Source organism: Pseudomonas sp. FSL R10-1339 (assembly GCF_009600545.1).
GTDB classification, from domain to species: domain Bacteria; phylum Pseudomonadota; class Gammaproteobacteria; order Pseudomonadales; family Pseudomonadaceae; genus Aquipseudomonas; species Aquipseudomonas bubulae.
In genome coordinates this window covers 22,871-40,177 of the sequence record NZ_WIVQ01000039.1, presented here as the reverse complement: position 1 = coordinate 40,177, position 17,307 = coordinate 22,871, and the positions used below count along the sequence as shown (strand labels likewise).

General features: G+C 47.9%; 13 protein-coding genes and 1 pseudogene. 13 read left to right on the top strand and 1 reads right to left on the bottom strand.

The window, feature by feature from the left end; all coding sequences use genetic code 11:
* The 5 genes and pseudogenes from GHO03_RS25365 to GHO03_RS25845 form a co-directional block, all read left to right on the top strand.
* Positions 1-203: hypothetical protein (locus GHO03_RS25365; RefSeq protein WP_218574313.1), on the top strand; the 203-nt coding region annotated here is incomplete at its 5' end.
* Between the two features lie 736 nt (positions 204-939).
* A complete protein-coding gene (locus tag GHO03_RS13500; RefSeq protein ID WP_095000567.1) occupies positions 940-1,404 on the top strand; it encodes a low molecular weight protein-tyrosine-phosphatase in 465 nt (154 codons plus the stop codon).
* A 40-nt stretch (positions 1,405-1,444) separates the two neighbouring features.
* Positions 1,445-3,673: a polysaccharide biosynthesis tyrosine autokinase gene (locus GHO03_RS13495; protein WP_153400007.1), complete on the top strand. Its 2,229-nt coding sequence runs from the start codon at positions 1,445-1,447 to the stop codon at positions 3,671-3,673.
* A gap of 940 nt (positions 3,674-4,613) precedes the next feature.
* Positions 4,614-5,978 carry a polysaccharide biosynthesis C-terminal domain-containing protein gene (locus tag GHO03_RS13490; protein WP_153400005.1) on the top strand — a complete coding sequence of 455 codons (1,365 nt, stop codon included), beginning with the start codon at positions 4,614-4,616 and terminating at the stop codon, positions 5,976-5,978.
* Between the two features lie 194 nt (positions 5,979-6,172).
* Positions 6,173-6,481: pseudogene (locus GHO03_RS25845) on the top strand (FAD-binding protein); the annotation flags it as partial.
* 465 nt (positions 6,482-6,946) lie between these two features.
* Here the strand turns inward: GHO03_RS25845 and GHO03_RS13480 are convergent.
* The gene (locus tag GHO03_RS13480; protein WP_014003920.1) at positions 6,947-7,927 is read right to left on the bottom strand and encodes an IS5-like element ISPa41 family transposase; all 981 of its coding nucleotides are present in this window, start codon (positions 7,925-7,927) and stop codon (positions 6,947-6,949) included.
* Positions 7,928-8,256: 329 nt separating this feature from the next.
* Between GHO03_RS13480 and GHO03_RS13475 the strand changes: the two genes are divergently transcribed.
* From GHO03_RS13475 to GHO03_RS13440, 8 genes are read left to right on the top strand one after another with little or no spacing between them, the layout of a single operon-like run.
* On the top strand, positions 8,257-9,363 hold the full coding sequence (locus GHO03_RS13475) for a polysaccharide pyruvyl transferase family protein (protein ID WP_153400003.1): 1,107 nt from the start codon (positions 8,257-8,259) through the stop codon (positions 9,361-9,363).
* Positions 9,360-10,640 carry an O-antigen polymerase gene (locus GHO03_RS13470; protein ID WP_153400001.1) on the top strand — a complete coding sequence of 427 codons (1,281 nt, stop codon included), beginning with the start codon at positions 9,360-9,362 and terminating at the stop codon, positions 10,638-10,640. Before GHO03_RS13475 ends, GHO03_RS13470 begins: the two co-directional genes overlap by 4 nt.
* On the top strand, positions 10,637-11,872 hold the full coding sequence (locus GHO03_RS13465; protein WP_153399999.1) for a glycosyltransferase family 4 protein: 1,236 nt from the start codon (positions 10,637-10,639) through the stop codon (positions 11,870-11,872). The genes GHO03_RS13470 and GHO03_RS13465 overlap by 4 nt, the downstream gene beginning before the upstream one ends.
* 1 nt (position 11,873) lies before the next feature.
* The gene (gene gmd / locus GHO03_RS13460; protein ID WP_153399997.1) at positions 11,874-12,998 is read left to right on the top strand and encodes a GDP-mannose 4,6-dehydratase; all 1,125 of its coding nucleotides are present in this window, start codon (positions 11,874-11,876) and stop codon (positions 12,996-12,998) included.
* A gap of 2 nt (positions 12,999-13,000) precedes the next feature.
* On the top strand, positions 13,001-13,978 hold the full coding sequence (locus GHO03_RS13455) for a GDP-L-fucose synthase (RefSeq protein WP_153399995.1): 978 nt from the start codon (positions 13,001-13,003) through the stop codon (positions 13,976-13,978).
* Positions 13,978-15,186, top strand: a complete 1,209-nt coding sequence (locus GHO03_RS13450) for a glycosyltransferase WbuB (RefSeq protein ID WP_153399993.1) — start codon at positions 13,978-13,980, stop codon at positions 15,184-15,186. Before GHO03_RS13455 ends, GHO03_RS13450 begins: the two co-directional genes overlap by 1 nt.
* Positions 15,187-15,189: 3 nt before the next feature.
* Entirely contained in the window at positions 15,190-15,660 is a 471-nt protein-coding gene (locus GHO03_RS13445) for a GDP-mannose mannosyl hydrolase (protein WP_095039228.1), read from the top strand.
* Positions 15,661-15,688: 28 nt separating this feature from the next.
* Positions 15,689-17,098: a mannose-1-phosphate guanylyltransferase/mannose-6-phosphate isomerase gene (locus GHO03_RS13440; protein ID WP_095039229.1), complete on the top strand. Its 1,410-nt coding sequence runs from the start codon at positions 15,689-15,691 to the stop codon at positions 17,096-17,098.
* Positions 17,099-17,307: the final 209 nt, after the last annotated feature.

Sequence of the window (17,307 nt, the reverse complement as noted above, 5' to 3'; positions counted from 1 at the left end):
ATTTCGCGGTCAATAGCGCCAAATTCAGCGGGATTTTCAACTTACTGCGCGGTTGCGGCAAGTTGATCGGAGCTTCCCTAGGATGTTTCACGGCAATGAAAGCGAAACGTCGTACGAAACGCCTGAAAAAAAAGGTCAAAAAACCCCACCTGGCCCCGTACCACCCAACAACGACAACCCACCTCCCAAGCAGCAAACTGTGAATATTCACCCCTGCGCCGCCCCTATCGCGACCATAAGCCATATTCAAGTCACTGTACTGACACAATCCCGGGCACAACTTTGAAACATGCACTAACTTAACGCAGCAACTAAGCCATCATTTAACTTATATAGCTTTATAGTCAGAACTATTATTCCAGGGTTATAAGCCATGCCTGCCATGCCCGAAACAAGTTCTAAAACACTATTTACACAACCATATCATAGTGCCACTATCCCGCTCGACCGAGCCCTGGCAGGGCTAGGGCGTGCCACAAACCTGCGGTAAAAACACCCGATTTCGGGCCCCTGAACACCGGCCTGCGCACACCACCCGTCTGTACACGGCCCCGGCAAGGGCCGCACCCAAGTCCGGGGCAGCGCCCGCCAACACAGGGCCCGGCTCAAGAGACCTGCCATTAAGCGGAGTTATTTTTGGTCGAAAATGGCCGAAATGTTATTTATTGTCGAACAATAGATATTGAAATACAGCTATATAGCTCAAACAAAATCGCCTGCAGATTTAAAGGTTGATATTGCAATCGGTTCGCAGTTAATATTTTGCCCGTTCAATTTCGTACCGACCCTTTATCTGTAATAAAGCCGGAGCAACTGTGCTCCTGCCCAGGCCATCGCCACATCATACGGATGCCGGCAGCCTTTATTGATAGGCACAGCCACTCCCTGGACAGGGAGTATTGGTCGTGACGATTCGTTAAGTGCTCTCGCCGGCTGAGCATGTATGGCACAAAGGAAGCTGCCTTGTTTAAACGAATCTTGATTGTCTGCATTGGCAATATTTGCCGCAGCCCTACCGCCGAGCATCTCTTGCGGGTCGCCCTTGCGCCTACCGACATCGTCGTGAGCTCCGCAGGCCTGAGCGCCGTAAAAAGCAAGCCCATCGAAGCCACAGCGGCGGCCGTTCTAGAAGAACATGGCCACGCTGTGCCTGAACATATCTCCACCCAGCTGACCGCTGCCAAAATAAATGAAGCCGATCTTATTTTGGTCATGGAACAACATCATATTAATGGTGTCCTAAGCCTCGCTCCAGAGGCTCGGGGCAAAGTTTTTCTGCTGGGCAAATGGCAAGACAACCGCGAAATCAACGACCCGTACCGCCAGGGCAAGCCTGCTTTTGTGCATGCGTACGCACTGATTGACGCCGCCGTAAATGCATGGGCCCAGCGGATCAAACGCTGAGTCATTCCTCGAATTACCTGTGAAGATAAGAAACCGACTTATGCAGCAAACACCCGTGACAAAGCCCCATGAACAAGATGACGACAACGACCAAATTGACCTGATGGGGTTGTTGGGTACGCTGATCGACCATAAATGGCTGATTGCCGGCGTCACGGGCGTGTTTATGGCTGCGGGGGTTGCTTACGCCCTGTTGGCTACACCGGTGTACCAGGCTAATGCGTTGATTCAGGTCGAACCCAAGAAAAGTGACCCGCTGGGTTTCTCTGATATTGGAGGAATGTTGGGCAAAGAATCACCATCGGCAACAGAAATTGAACTGATCAAGTCGCGTAAAACTATCGGCACTGCGGTCGATAATTTGCAGTTGGATATCGAAATTGAACCCAACTATTTCCCACTGATCGGCGAATTTTTAGCCCGTCATTTTAAACCAGAACCAAGCACCGACTTGGCCTCTCCAGTGCTGGGCTTTAACAGTTATGCCTGGGGCGGGGAACAACTAAAAATCGCCGAACTCGAATTGCCTGCTGAGTTATTAGGCCAGGAACTGACCCTGATTAACGGAGAAGCGGGCAATTTTGTCTTGAAAGACGAAGACAATAATATTCTGGCTGAAGCCAAGGTTGGAGAACTGTACAACAAAGAGGGTATCAAGTTACTCGTTGAGCGTTTGCGCGCAAACCCTGGAACGGAGTTCAGTGTCACGCGCGACCCTCGCCTTACCGCTATTTTGAATTATCAGAAAGTGCTGGATGTAGCGGAGCGCGGTAAAGAATCCGGCATGATCAGCCTTGCGCTAGAGAGCACAGAACCCTCGAAAGCAATCCAGACGCTCAATGAAATTGCCCGTCTGTATGTACAGCAAAATATTGAGCGTACTTCCGCTGAAGCAGAGCAGAGCCTAGGCTTCCTAAAAGACCAACTACCGCAAGTACGCCAGGATCTGGAAAAAGCTGAAAATGCATTGAATGCATTTCAAATTCGCAGCAAGTCGATTGATATCAGCCTTGAAGCCAAGGCCATTCTCGACCAGATCGTGGCACTGGAGACCAATATCTCCACCTTGAAACTGCAACAAGCCGAGATGGACCGTAAATTCACCCCTCAGCACCCGGCCTATCGTGCACTGATGGGGCAACTGGCGGAACTGACCAGCAAACAAAAACGACTCGCAAAACAGGTTGAGGGGCTGCCAACCACCCAACAGGAACTATTAAGCCTGACCCGCGACCTTAAAGTCAGCACCGAAATTTATACCCAATTACTGAACAAATCCCAGGAACTGGACGTGATGCGTGCCGGCACCGTCGGCAACGTGCGCCTAGTCGATGTCGCCGATGTAGATACGCGTAACCCAGTCAAGCCAAATAAACCCTTGATCGTGCTGATTGCCACCTTGCTCGGCGGCTTGATAGCCGTTAGTTATGTATTGTTTCGCAAGGCCCTGAATCGCGGCGTGGAAAACCCGGACGATATCGAAAAGCTTGGCCTGCCGGTGTATGCCTCCATTCCATTCAGCTCCCTGCAAAAAGTAGAAGACGGCAAAAGCTCATCCGGCCGTGGCCGCCGTGCGCCCCCCCTGCTTGCCAGCAGCCACCCGACAGACCTGGCGATTGAAGGCCTGCGCAGCCTGCGCACCAGCTTGCACTTTGCCATGCTGGAAGCCGACAACAATCGCCTGATGATTTCCGGCCCAAGCCCCAAAGTGGGCAAGTCCTTTGTGTCGGCCAACCTGGCCGCAGTTATCGCCCAATCCGGCCAGCGTGTGTTGTTGGTGGACGTGGACATGCGCAAAGGCTACATCCACAAAATGTTCGACATCCCGGTTGAAAACGGCTTGTCTGACCTGTTGGCCAAGCGCTGCGACCTGAACACAGCCACCCATAAAACAGAGGTCGAAAACCTGTTTGTGATTGGCCGCGGGCAAATTCCGCCCAACCCGTCTGAACTGTTGATGCATAAAAACTTCAGCGAGTTACTCGAACAGGTCAGCGCCCAGTACGACTTGGTCATCCTTGACACCCCGCCATTCTTGGCGGTTACAGATGCCGCCATTGTCGGCCGTCAGTCGGGCACCAACCTCATTGTGACCCGCTTCGAACTCAACCCGGCCCGTGAAATTGAACTGACCATGCGCCGCTTTGCGCAGAATGGTATCGACCTTAAAGGTGCCATTTTCAACGGGGTAGAACGCCGCGCTTCGGCCAAGTATGGCTATGGCGCTTATGGGTATTACAACTACGAATACAAGTCCGACAAAGTTTAACTGACCTAAGACTGCTTACTACCTTGGCGCCCTGACAACATAAGGGCGTTTTTTAGTGCTTATTCAGGACAGAGCACAATAACAACCGATAGTATCCGCTTTCAGGGAGTAGCATTTAATCCTGGGGCGGTAGCATTCCTGAACACCTACTATGGCAACTTATAGCAAAATGTACTGCTAGTACCATAAAGCACTATTTGGCTCATACGCCTTAATGTTGTTTGATGACCGCAGATGCATTTTATATCGTATTAGTTCCGTACTTGTAGCAGGCGACAGCCTTAGTCCAGGTCGAACCAAAGAAATGAGAAATTCTGAGCTTTTCTAATATGGAGAGTATGTTTGGAAACGAATCCTAATCAGCTAAACAAATTGAACTTATCAGATCTCGCATCAACATCGGCACCGCTGTCGACAACCTTAAACTAGTCGGTAGAATTTCACTTCCACCCACCTTGTGACAGTTGTTGCGCAAACTGCGCCAGCAAGCAGTGCTCGCTAAATTTGAATCTGCGCAAAAGTTATTTACGTAAAGTCATGGGAGCCTCAGGCAAAAAAAGTCTGTCTGAAATTCTGGCCGAACGCCACTACCACGACCTAACAACAATTTGATTGTGACACGCTTTTTCGTCTCTATCTTGCAAAATTCAATTCTCTGTTATGTGCATAAGAAAGTTTTAGCCAAATATACTTATTATGAATACGAACATTGATCTGATTCATTTTGATTTCAAGCACTGAAATTGTTACTTCCGTTTTTCGTCACAGAGCAACTCGAAAAACTCGTTATATGTCATCGCTTGCAGGAATCAGCGCATAATGCTGTGGCGGTAGCATGCCGATAGATAACACCATCACCATTCGAAAATGTTTTTCTGTAAACCACAAATACAAGCAATAATTTACCATCAAGCCTGCGTCGCTTAAACTTTTGCAGGACATGATCATTCATCAATCAAACGGTAGCAAAAATATTAAAAACTTCAAAAGAATATTTCACCTGCAGATGAACCTCAAGAAGATGTTACACGCCATATCATTTCTTTGGCTCGGTTCTTTACTGGGTGCCTTCTGTGCTTTCATAACACAGGTGATCTTGGCGCGAACACTAGGACCTACAGAGTATGGCTCCTTCGCATCTGCACTTTCGGCAGCATCGATACTTGTCCCTGTAGCGGGTTTTGGAGTCGCTCAACTCTGGCTAAAAATCTTCGGTGTTGAAGGGCACGCAGGTATAAGATGGATCTCACCATCATTTGATTTCATAAAATTTTCAGGTGTTTGTTCTATAGCTGCAATAATTACCTGGGCAATAATTGGCCCAAATACAAAGACAACCCAATACTCACTAGTAATACTTAGCACATATATAATTCAACAACTGTATTTAGAGCTAACAACTTCTAAACTGCAACTCGAAGAGAGATATCTATTACTTAGCGCAGTCCAAATAATACCGCACGGATTAAGATTAATTTTGATTTCAGTTGCTATTCTATTCACACCGTATGCAATGGACTCCCTGACAACTTCTATCATATACGCGCTAGTGTCGCTTCCAGTGATAATATGGGGCGTGCGCGAGATGTCTAAACTAAAACATGGAAAGTTGGCGCTGAAAGGCCATTCAACCAAGCAGTCAACATTTCAAACAAAAAAACCTTCAGTCAAAGAAGTTGCAATTGATGCGTTCCCATTCGGGATGGCAGCAACTTTCCACTTAATAATGTTTCAAATAAACATTTTAATTGTAGGATTAATTAACGGCCCAACTCAATCTGCATCTTATTCCGTAGCCTTTTCCGTCATGACAGCTGCCTATCTAGTACCCAGTGTTATTTATCAAAAATTTCTTTTACCAAAACTTCATAGATGGGCAAATCACGACAGAAAAATGTTCCTGAAAGTTTATAATATTGGAACTAAAGCAATGCTGACATTAGGCGTATTGGCATTTGCTATTATCATCTCGCTAGCTCCCTGGGCAATTCCAATATTATTCGGCGAAGAATACAAATCATCCATCGTAGTTTTGCAGGTTTTAGCCATTTGCGCCCCTATCAGGTTTGTTGCAAGCAACGCTGGCTCCGCCCTATTGACCCAGGAACACATGAAGATAAAAGTATACCTTATGGGTATTTCCGCGCTGACCATGATAACTTTTAGTCTTCTACTAATACCAAAATACGAAGTAATAGGCGCAGCAGTATCAACAGTGCTATCTGATCTCCTACTACTAGTACTATACTACTATTTCGCCCAAAAGAAAGTAGTTGGGAAATCTATACCACATGAACCTCAATGAGAAACAATTAATATGGACACCCTAGAAGTGCTAGAAAACTTATCACTCTATCTAGAGTCAGAAAAAATATGGTTCAGAAAAAATTACAATATTAAGTTCGAGACGTTTTATAAGACAGGCGGGAATGTAAATACATATATCTGCCCAAACTCGGTTAGCGATCTAATAAAAGTAACAAAGTATCTTATTCAAAAAAAATAGAGTTTAAAACCATAGGATTCACTTCCAACGTACTTCTTTTCGATGAAATTGAATACTCTGTAATATTATCCACCAAGAACGTAATCGGCATTGAAGTTGCGGATGGATATATAGATGTAGAGGGCGGGTACTCATTACAGGACTTTGTCAGAGTAGCTGTAATACATAGTGCGAAAGGTTTTGAGGGTCTAGAAGGCATCCCTGGCAGCGTCGGCGGTGGTGTTTTCATGAATGCAGGGGCCTACGGATATTCAATTTCTGATAAAATAATTTCAGTTGAATACATTGACGAAGCAGGCAATATAAAAACCGCGACAAAAGAAATGTGCAAATTCAACTACAGAACATCAACCTTCAAAGGTACGCGAAATATAATAACAAGAGTACGATTTAAAATTGAAACAGGCGACCAAGAAGAGATCGCTGACAAAATCGAGGTTTTTCATATAGCACGACACTCATACCAAGAGTTTTGCTACCCGAATTTAGGAAGTATGTTTTCAGTAAACGGCAACTTCTACCAAGAAATCATTCGAAACGAAACAAAACTATATAATGCTGCATTTATTTTAACAAAAATATTATATAAAAACCCAATAGCTAAATTTTTCAACAGAAAGAAACCTAATAATACCCCTCTAAGGATGCTCCGATCAACTTGTCGTGCAGCCGCGGCAAGTTGCAATTTTCCAGGCACCTACAGCGTCATTGGACGAAAAGTGACCGAAAAATCATGTACGGAGAGCTTTTTCGACCGGTTCTCCGTGTTAAACGCGAACCTCACCCATACCCATGAGCTGTTTTCGAACCCTCCACAGGTTTGCCAGGGCGAACAGCGTGGTCAACTGAGCCGTGTTTTTCATCAGCCCACGAAAACGTACTTTCACGTAACCAAACTGCCGCTTGATCACGCGAAACGGATGCTCGACCTTGGCCCGTGTCTGAGCCTTGCAGAACTCGATCTTGCGCTTGGCTTTGTACAGTACGCTGCGCTGGTTCAGCTTGGAATAGGTGCTGCGACGCGCTGCAATCTGCCAGATCACCCCCCGATTTTCATGCTCTTCGCGCCTTTCGACACCGGTGTAACCGGCATCTGCATACACGGCGTTTTCTTCGCCATGCAGCAGTTCAGCCACCTGCGTGACATCGGCCACATTGGCAGCGGTGCCATGGACGTGATGCACCAGGCCGGACTCGACATCGGCACCGATGTGCGCCTTCATCCCGAAGAAATACTGACCGCCTTTCTTGGTCTGGTGCATCTCGGGATCACGCTTGCCTTCTTTATTTTTGGTCGAGCTGGGGGCATGAATAATGGTGGCATCGACGATGGTGCCTTGGCGCAGCGACAGGCCTTTTTCCTGCAGATAACCATTGATGACCGCAAGGATTGCCGGTGCGAGCTGATGCTTCTCCAGCAAGTGCCGGAAGTTCATGATCGTGGTGTCTTCGGGGATTGGCGCGCTCAGCGTCAGGCGTGCGAACTGGCGCATGGGCGTGATTTCGTAGAGCGCTTCTTCCATGGCCGGGTCGCTCAGGGAGAACCAGTTCTGCAACAGATGGATGCGCAGCATGGTTTCCAGAGGATAGGGTTTTCTACCGCCGCCGGCCTTGGGGTAGAACGGTTCGATCAGCTCCAGCAGGCCTGCCCAGGGCACCACCTGATCCATTTCGGCGAGGAAGCGCTCTCGGCGGGTTTGCTTGCGCTTGCCGGCGTACTCAAAGTCGGAAAAGCTCATCTGGCTCATGGGCGGCTCGGATCAGGTGTTGCGGGGATTCTCGCATAACTGAAGGCTTGTTCGGAGATTCCCTAAACAGGCTGCTAGCAAAAAAGATTAGCGCAAACAACTATACGCCGTCTAAGAAAAGTATGAATATTTTCATTAATAGAGGGACCTCACCTATTGCAGATTCATTAGATTACATGATTGAAATTAAAAACAGGTTAGGTTCTAGATTCCACATTGAAAATGAATTGATCCTAGAACCCTCCGTGGCAATAAAACCTGAATTTACCGAAACCTATAAAAAAATAAAAGCCAATTTAATCAATTAAATATATTATACCGGAGACTTTATGAAAATCGGAATTTTGACTATACATAACTCAAGCAACTATGGCGCCGTCCTACAAACCTTTGCTACGCAAGAGTACTTAAAAAAAATCGGGCAACCAGAAATCATCAACTATAAAAATACTCATACTGATAAGACTATGGATTTGTTTCGGATCGGAACAGGCCCTAGGGATCTGTTAAGAATAGGGAAAGATATATTTAGAGCCAAACCTAGAATGCGCCTTTTGAAAAAATTCAAGCACTTCTTCAATAATCATTACACCCTATCGGGAAGCCCCCAAGAGGTTCTAAACTCAATCAGCGGGAACTATGATTTGATATTATGCGGTAGCGACCAAATCTGGAATCCTAATATTGTTAATCAACACAAAACTATAGATTCTAATTATTTTTTACAATTCGCAGGCGCTACTCGTAAACTCTCTTATGCTTCTAGCTTTGGCTCTCACAAATTTTCCAAATCTGAAGAAAAAGAAGTGACCGATCACCTAAAGAGCTTCGATAGTATTTCGGTGAGAGAGTCCGACTCAGCAAAATATCTTAGCTTGATTTTAAATAGACCAGTGTCCCATGTCGTAGACCCTACACTGCTTTTAGATAAAGATGAATGGTTAAGCAAGCTTGCGATCTCAACAACAACTAATAAGCGACCTTACCTTTTAGTCTACGTACTAAAGAAAGATGCAATACTCAAGGAAACAGTAAAGCTCGTCTCGAAACACCTAAATCTAGATGTCGTCACAATAGACCAGGATCCTTTTAGTGGATTCCACTGCCGCGAACATATTCGTGATGCAGGCCCTTTAGATTTCATACGCCTGTTCAACGGCGCGTCATTTATCATAACAAACTCATTTCATGGGACAGCATTTTCTGTAAACTTCAATAAACCATTTATCGTCACCCCCCCACCCACGGGAACAAACAGAATATCAAGCTTGCTAAAGGCATTAGAGTCCGAGGATTATATGCTAAAAGATCAAAAGACCGCAGTCGCGCTGGCTAATAAATCACCTGACTTTAACAAAATAAATAAACTCCTGAACGTCTTGCGTGAAAACTCAAAACTATATTTAAAACAAGCTATAACCGAGAGCAGGAAATGACAAATCCCAAGCCCTTTATTTACAACTGCAATTCCCATCCAAGAAAGCGAAACATCTTAGTCATTAGTGCCATGGCGCTTGGCACTTTATACTATCTTGTATTGCCCGTCATTCTATCCGATTACTACTACTCCAAGAACTTTCCTCTTGCAAAGTTAATATCTGGATACTCTGACCAACTAGACAAAGTTAGTTATTTCTCCATCCTTGTTTTATATTTTTTATTTTTTATTTTAGGCTTTACATCACCAAGAACAAAAAGACATGTATACACCCATACTAAAAATTCGGGCATAGTATTTTATGTATTGATTTCGCTGCTTGTGATCTTTCAACTCTATTCGTACTACGCCTTAAGATCATATTCTTTCAAAGGATATGCTGGCATCAACTGGAACGAAACGAATTCAGCCAAAAGCTTTTTGTCCGGGTTAAACATAATTTACACTACGCTTGCTGTGTTTTTTTACACATCAAATCAGACGAAGAATTTTAGAATAATTTTGCTTCTACTACTAGCTAACTCTGTATTCTTGCTAGGGCTTGGCGGAAGAATGTTTGTCCTACCTGCAGTCCTAGCTTTTTTGTATATAGCCTTTTTATCAACAAGAAATATAATACTAAGCAAGAAAGTGATTTTGATTTTTATGGCTGTTCCGGCTATAGCCTCCACAATACTATTGATAGGGCTTTTAAGACAGGGTGATAACATAAACTCAGATGGTCTCTCCTTCATTCTGTTAGCAGAGGTTTTTTTTACTTGGATAGGCGCAGGATCTTTCATTCAATATAATTCATTGCCATATTTTGCCTTTCCTAAAGAGTTAATTACGTCCATTTTAGCGATGATACCATCCGTCATATGGCCTTCCAAACTCGAGTTCATATCCAAATTTAGTAGTGGCTTTTATTACGACAATCCCGTTGGCGCTACCAGCATTGTGTATGTGATGTTGGCGAACTTCGGGATAGTTGGAAGTGCATTTGCGTGTTTCATTTTAGGTTCCATACTAAAATTTCTTTCAAATGGTTCCACAAAAAATGCTCTTCGGATGTCGTATTTTATTTCTATTTTGTCACTCATGCCATTTATGTTTTTCCGGAGCAATTCAACTTTATTCTTAAACTGCGCATTAAGCCAGGCAGTAATAATACCTTCGGCACTTCTAATCATATCAAATAAAATTGAAAACCTGCTTAAAGCACCGAAAGGGCGATCACTTCGCGCATTACGCTCTCTCGATCATCAAACTTCATCCAAAGCGCATAAAAATTGAAAATCCTGATATTGAATTCATACTATGACAAAGGGGGGGCAGCAAGAGCAGCAGTGCGGCTTGCCGACTCACTTGAGCGGACTGGAATAGATGTCGAGTACAAAAGCATATATCCCAAAAAACTCAAAACCTCTGAAAAAATAAATTTACTATATAGAGTTTCTTTCGATAGACTTCCTGGTCTTTTTTCTGCAAAAAAAAGAGTGATGTTTTCTAGCGGAAAGCCCAATAACACCAACATAGTAAAGTATATTAATGACTCAGAAGCAGACCTAGTTCACTTACATTGGATTAATGCAGGAGGCTTGTCTATAGAGGATATTTCCAATATAGCAAAACCTATAGTTTGGACAATGCATGATAATTGGGTTTTTACTGGTGGCTGTCATGTTATGTGGGATTGCGAACGATATAAGTTGAGTTGTGGGAAGTGCCCTATCCTAAATTCTGACAAGTCAAATGACCTTAGCCGCAAGGTCGCACAGAGAAAGAAAGTTCACTACTCGAAGCTTTCCAATGTAACCTTCGTTGGCGTAAGTAACTGGATAGCTGAATGCGCACGATCATCTGATTTACTAAAAAACCAAAATGTTGCTCACTTACCCAACCCTCTGAATACGGAATTATTTAGACCCACAAACAAACGTTCAGCTAGAGACCTTCTTGATCTCCCTGCAGACAAAAAGCTAATATTATTTGGTGCAAGCTCTGCCACAAAAGATATCAATAAAGGTTATTCTATATTAAAGAAAGCTTTAGACCACATCCCTCAAGACACACAAATTGAATTAGTAGTTTTCGGCAATGGGCAGAAAGAAACAAATGATATTCTAGGATTCAAAACTCACTACTTTGGCCACATTAGTGATGATGAAACTTTAGTTTCACTATATTGTTCAGCCGATGTCATGGTAGTCCCTTCAATTCAGGAGTCCTTTGGACAGACTGCAGCCGAAGCTATGGCATGTGCGACGCCAGTTGTGGCTTTCGGAGCAACAGGGCTACTAGACATTGTAGATCACAAGAAAAATGGATATCTAGCTAAGGCATATGATTCTAAAAGCCTCGCCGAAGGTATACTATGGGTTCTTAACTCAATTCACCACGAACAACTTTGTACAAACGCACGACTAAAAGTTCTTGACAGCTTTGAAAGCCGTGTAGTCGCAAAAAAATACATTGCATTATATTCATCTATAATTGAATCCGTTAAACACAAGGTGCAGGATTAAAATGAGCATTAAAAAAGCATTAATTACTGGAGTAACTGGGCAAGACGGCTCCTATCTTGCAGAGTTTCTTTTAGAAAAAGGTTATCAAGTACATGGCATTAAACGCAGAGCCTCTTCATTTAACACTCAGCGTGTTGATCATATATATCAAGATCCGCACGTCGACAATCAAAACTTCATACTTCACTACGGCGATCTGACAGACTCATCCAATCTCACCCGCATTATTCAAGAAGTGCAGCCTGACGAGGTTTACAACCTGGGTGCTCAATCCCATGTTGCCGTCAGCTTCGAGTCGCCGGAATACACGGCAGATGTGGATGCCATGGGTACGCTGCGTATTCTGGAAGCCATCCGCCTGCTGGGTCTGGAAAAGAAAACCCGCTTCTATCAGGCCTCGACTTCCGAACTCTACGGCCTGGTGCAGGAAACGCCGCAAAAGGAAACAACGCCTTTTTACCCGCGTTCACCTTATGCCGTAGCCAAAATGTACGCCTACTGGATTACCGTTAACTACCGCGAAGCCTACGGTATGTACGCTTGCAACGGCATCCTGTTCAACCACGAGTCGCCGCGCCGTGGCGAGACCTTTGTAACCCGCAAGATCACCCGAGCAATGGCCAATATCAGCCAGGGCCTGGAGCAATGCCTGTTCCTCGGCAATATGGATGCACTGCGTGACTGGGGCCATGCCAAAGACTACGTGCGCATGCAGTGGATGATGCTGCAACAAGATGTGGCCGATGACTTTGTGATCGCTACCGGCGTGCAGTACTCGGTGCGTGAATTTGTACGCTGGTCAGCTGCCGAACTGGGCATTGGCCTGCAGTTCGTGGGCGAAGGCGTCAATGAGCATGCGATTGTTGCCAGCATTGATGGCGACAAGGCCCCGGCCCTCAAGGTGGGCGATATTATCGTCAAGGTAGACCCGCGCTACTTCCGCCCTGCCGAAGTTGAAACCTTGCTCGGCGACCCGACCAAAGCCAAAGAACTGTTGGGCTGGGTACCGGAAATCACCGCCCAGGAAATGTGCACCGAAATGGTTCGCGAAGACCTTAAGGTCGCCCAGCGTCACGCATTGCTTAAAGAGCACGGCCATGACTTGCCGGTGGCTACGGAGAACTGAGTATGGCCCGCGAGTTGAACCAGAATATCTTTGTCGCCGGCCATCGCGGGATGGTCGGCTCGGCCATCGTCCGCCGCCTGCAGACACTGGGTTATACCCGTATTGTGACGGCCGGGCGCGATACCCTGAATCTGCTGGATCAACAGGCCGTGCAGGCTTTTTTCCAGGCGCATAAGATCGATCAGGTGTATCTGGCAGCGGCAAAGGTAGGTGGTATTCAGGCGAATAACACCTACCCGGCTGATTTCATCTACGAAAATCTGATGATTCAGGCCAATATCATTCAGGCCGCCCACCTGAACGATGTACACAAGCTGTTGTTTCTCGGCTCATCGTGTATTTACCCCAAGCATGCTGAGCAGCCGATGCGCGAAGAGGCCCTGCTCACCGGTACCCTGGAGCCCACCAATGAGCCCTATGCGATTGCCAAGATCGCCGGGATCAAGTTGTGTGAAAGCTATAACCGTCAGCATGGTCGTGATTACCGCAGCGTAATGCCGACCAATCTGTATGGCCCCCATGATAACTATCACCCGCAGAACAGCCATGTGATCCCTGCCCTGCTGCGCCGCTTCCATGAAGCGGTTCAGCGCGGCGACGATGAGTTGGTGATCTGGGGTACAGGTACGCCAATGCGCGAGTTCTTGCATGTGGACGATATGGCCGCGGCCAGTATCCATGTGATGGCACTGGATGATGCCACTTATCAGGCCAATACCCAGCCGATGCTGTCCCATATCAACGTGGGTACCGGCGTTGACTGCACCATTGGTCAACTGGCCAAAACCATTGCCGAGGTCACCGGTTTTACAGGCAAGCTGAGCTTCGATACCAGCAAGCCGGATGGTGCTCCGCGCAAGTTGATGGATGTATCACGCCTCAGGTCCCTGGGCTGGCAGGCCAGCATCAGTCTGGAAGACGGACTCAAAGATGCTTATGACTGGTACGTGACTAACGTGCAACAGGCGCGGACACACTGATGAAGATCCTGCTCTACGGTATCAACTACAGCCCGGAGCTGACCGGTATCGGCAAATACAGCGGTGAGATGGCTGCCTGGCTGGCCGCTCAGGGCCATGAGGTGCGGGTGGTTACAGCCCCGCCTTATTACCCGGACTGGAAGGTCTGGCAAGGTTTCAGCACCTGGCGTTTTAACCAACGCCAGGAGGCTGGCGTCACGGTCATTCGTTGCCCGCTGTATGTTCCCGCCAAGCCCACAGCTATCAAGCGCTTGCTGCATCTGGCCAGTTTTTCGTTGTCGTCGACCTTTGCCATGCTGGCCCAGTTACGCTGGAAGCCTGAACTGGTGATCCTTGTGGTGCCAACGCTGTTTTGCGCCCCCCAGGCACTGGCGCTGGCCAAACTGACAGGCGCCACTTCGGTGCTGCATATTCAGGATTACGAAGTGGATGCCCTGTTCGGGCTGTCCATCGCCAAGGGCGAGCGCCTCAAGCGCTGGGCGTTTGCTGTTGAGCGCGCGGTGCTGCGGGCATTTGATCGGGTATCGACCATCTCCAGCGGTATGTTGCAGCGGGCGGCAGAAAAAGGCGTTGCCAAAGAGCGGTTGCGGTTCTTTCCCAACTGGTCCGAAACCGCCCGCTTCCGTAATGTGCCCCGTGATGCCGAACTGCTGCGCAGGCTTGGCGTCGACCCCGACAAGCGCGTACTGCTTTACTCCGGCAATATTGGCGAGAAGCAAGGCCTTGAATGCGTGGTCGAAGCGGCACAACGCCTTTGCGCGCGAACCGACCTGGTGTTTTTGGTGGTGGGGGAAGGTGCCGGTAAAGCCCGATTACTGGAGCTTAGCCAGCAGCATAACTTGCACAATATTGTGTTTGCGCCGCTCCAGCCCTATGACGATCTGCCTGCCCTGCTGGCTTCGGCCGACTGTCATCTGGTGATCCAGAAGCGCGGGGCGGCGGATGCCGTATTGCCGTCCAAGCTCACCAATATCCTGGCGGTAGGCGGCAATGCCTTGATCACCGCTGATCCTGATACCAGCCTGGGGCTGCTGTGCTCCGAGTACCCGGGCATCGCCACCCTGGTGGAGCCGGAATCGGTCGAGGCCTTGATCGAGGGTATCGAAAGCGTTTTGGCCATGCCGGTACCCAATACGATTGCTACAGGCTATGCCGGCGAGTTTCTGGATAAAGACCAGATATTGAACCGTTTTCTGAGCGAGATTTAAATCATGTGGCTCAGCAATGAACTGTTTCGCAGCGTTGTCGATTCAACCCCCTTGATTTCCATCGATCTGGTGGTTTTGAACAGCAAAGGCGAATGCCTGTTGGGGCAACGGCTTAATCGGCCGGCCCAGGGCAACTGGTTTGTCCCCGGCGGCCGTATCCTTAAAAATGAAACCCTGGATGCGGCCTTCAGCCGGCTCACCCGCGAAGAGCTGGGCAAGGTCAGTGCGCGTAGTGACGCCCGCTTGTTGGGGGTGTATGAGCACTTCTATGCTGACAGCGTATTTGCGGCGCCCGGGCAAGGCCCGGACACCCACTATGTAGTACTGGCTTACCAGCTGGTTATGGCTGAAGACGACTTGTTGCACCCCCCTCACGCTCAACATGATGCCTATCGCTGGTGGCCTCAGGCCGAGATGCAGGCCTGCGCGCAGGTACATGACAATACTCGTGCCTACCTGGATGCGCTGCGATAACTCTTAAAGCATACAAAGGATTATGAACATGCTCTTTCCGATCATCATGGCCGGGGGGTCGGGCTCCCGTTTGTGGCCGCTGTCACGGCAGCTCAATCCCAAGCAATTTCTGCCACTGGCAGATGCCGACTTTTCAATGCTGCAGGCCACCATTCAGCGTCTGGCCGGGCTGGGGGCAGAATTGCCGCGGCTGATCTGCAATGAACAACACCGTTTTCTCGCTGCCGAGCAATTGCGTCTGCTGGGCCTTGAGAAAGCCGGCATTTTGCTGGAGCCGGTCGGCCGCAATACGGCACCTGCCATCGCGCTGGCAGCCTTGCAGGCCTGTAGCGAAGCCCAGGACCCTATCCTGCTGGTTCTTGCTGCCGACCATCTGATCAAGGATGTTGAGGCGTTCCAGACCTGCATTCAAACAGCCCTGCCCCTTGCACAAGACGGCAAGCTGGTAACATTTGGCATCGTTCCTACCCATGCTGAAACCGGCTATGGCTATATCGAGCAAGGCATCGATGTAGGTATTGGCGGTTTTAAAGTCAGCCGCTTTGTTGAAAAGCCGGATCTGGTAACTGCGCAGGAGTATCTGGCCAATGGCAGTTACTTCTGGAACAGCGGCATGTTTATGTTCCGCGCCAGTCGTTACCTGGAAGAGCTGGAAACGTATCGCCCGGATATTCTGGCAGCATGCCGTGCTGCTCTGGCCGGTGGCTCGCAGGATATGCACTTTACCCGCGTCGATGAAGCCGCCTTCGCTGCTTGCCCGGATGATTCAGTGGACTATGCCGTGATGGAAAAAACCGCAGACGCGGTGATGGTGCCACTGGATGCAGGCTGGAGCGATATCGGCTCCTGGACTGCGCTTTGGGATGTCAGTGACAAGGACCCACAGGGCAATGTGTTCAAGGGTGATGTGCTTAACCAGCAGTCGCGCAACACCTATGTGCATGCGGACAGCCGTCTGGTCGCCACTGTCGGCCTGGATGATCTGGTAATTGTAGAAACCAAGGATGCGGTACTGGTCGCTCACAAGGACCATGTACAGGATGTAAAGAAGATCGTAGAGCAATTGAAAAGTGGCTCACGCACTGAACATATCAACCATCGTGAGGTCTATCGTCCATGGGGAGTATATGACTCCGTCGACAACGGCCATCGCTATCAGGTCAAACGCATTACCGTAAAACCAGGCGCCAAGCTGTCAGTACAGATGCATCACCATCGTGCTGAACACTGGATCGTGGTCAGCGGTACAGCCAGAGTGACCAATGGCGAGAAAACCTATCTGGTCTGCGAAAACGAATCTACCTACATCCCGATTGGCCAGATCCATGCCCTGGAAAATCCGGGGGTCATTCCGCTGGAGCTGATTGAAGTGCAATCCGGCTCTTATTTGGGTGAAGACGATATCGTACGCTTTGAAGACAAGTACGGTCGTACCTGAATCCAGTATGATGGGCGAGCAATATGGCAATTGCCCCTTTGCTCACCAGCCCCTACAGATATACAACGGGAAGTTATAAAAGGTCAGCAACGCAGACCGCTCTGCGCAGGTATTCTTGAGCCGTTATTGCACACTAAAATGCCTGTACAGAACCACTTGAGTGCCACAGTTATAGCGCCTTCGGGTGCTATAAGCATAGCCAGGGTTCG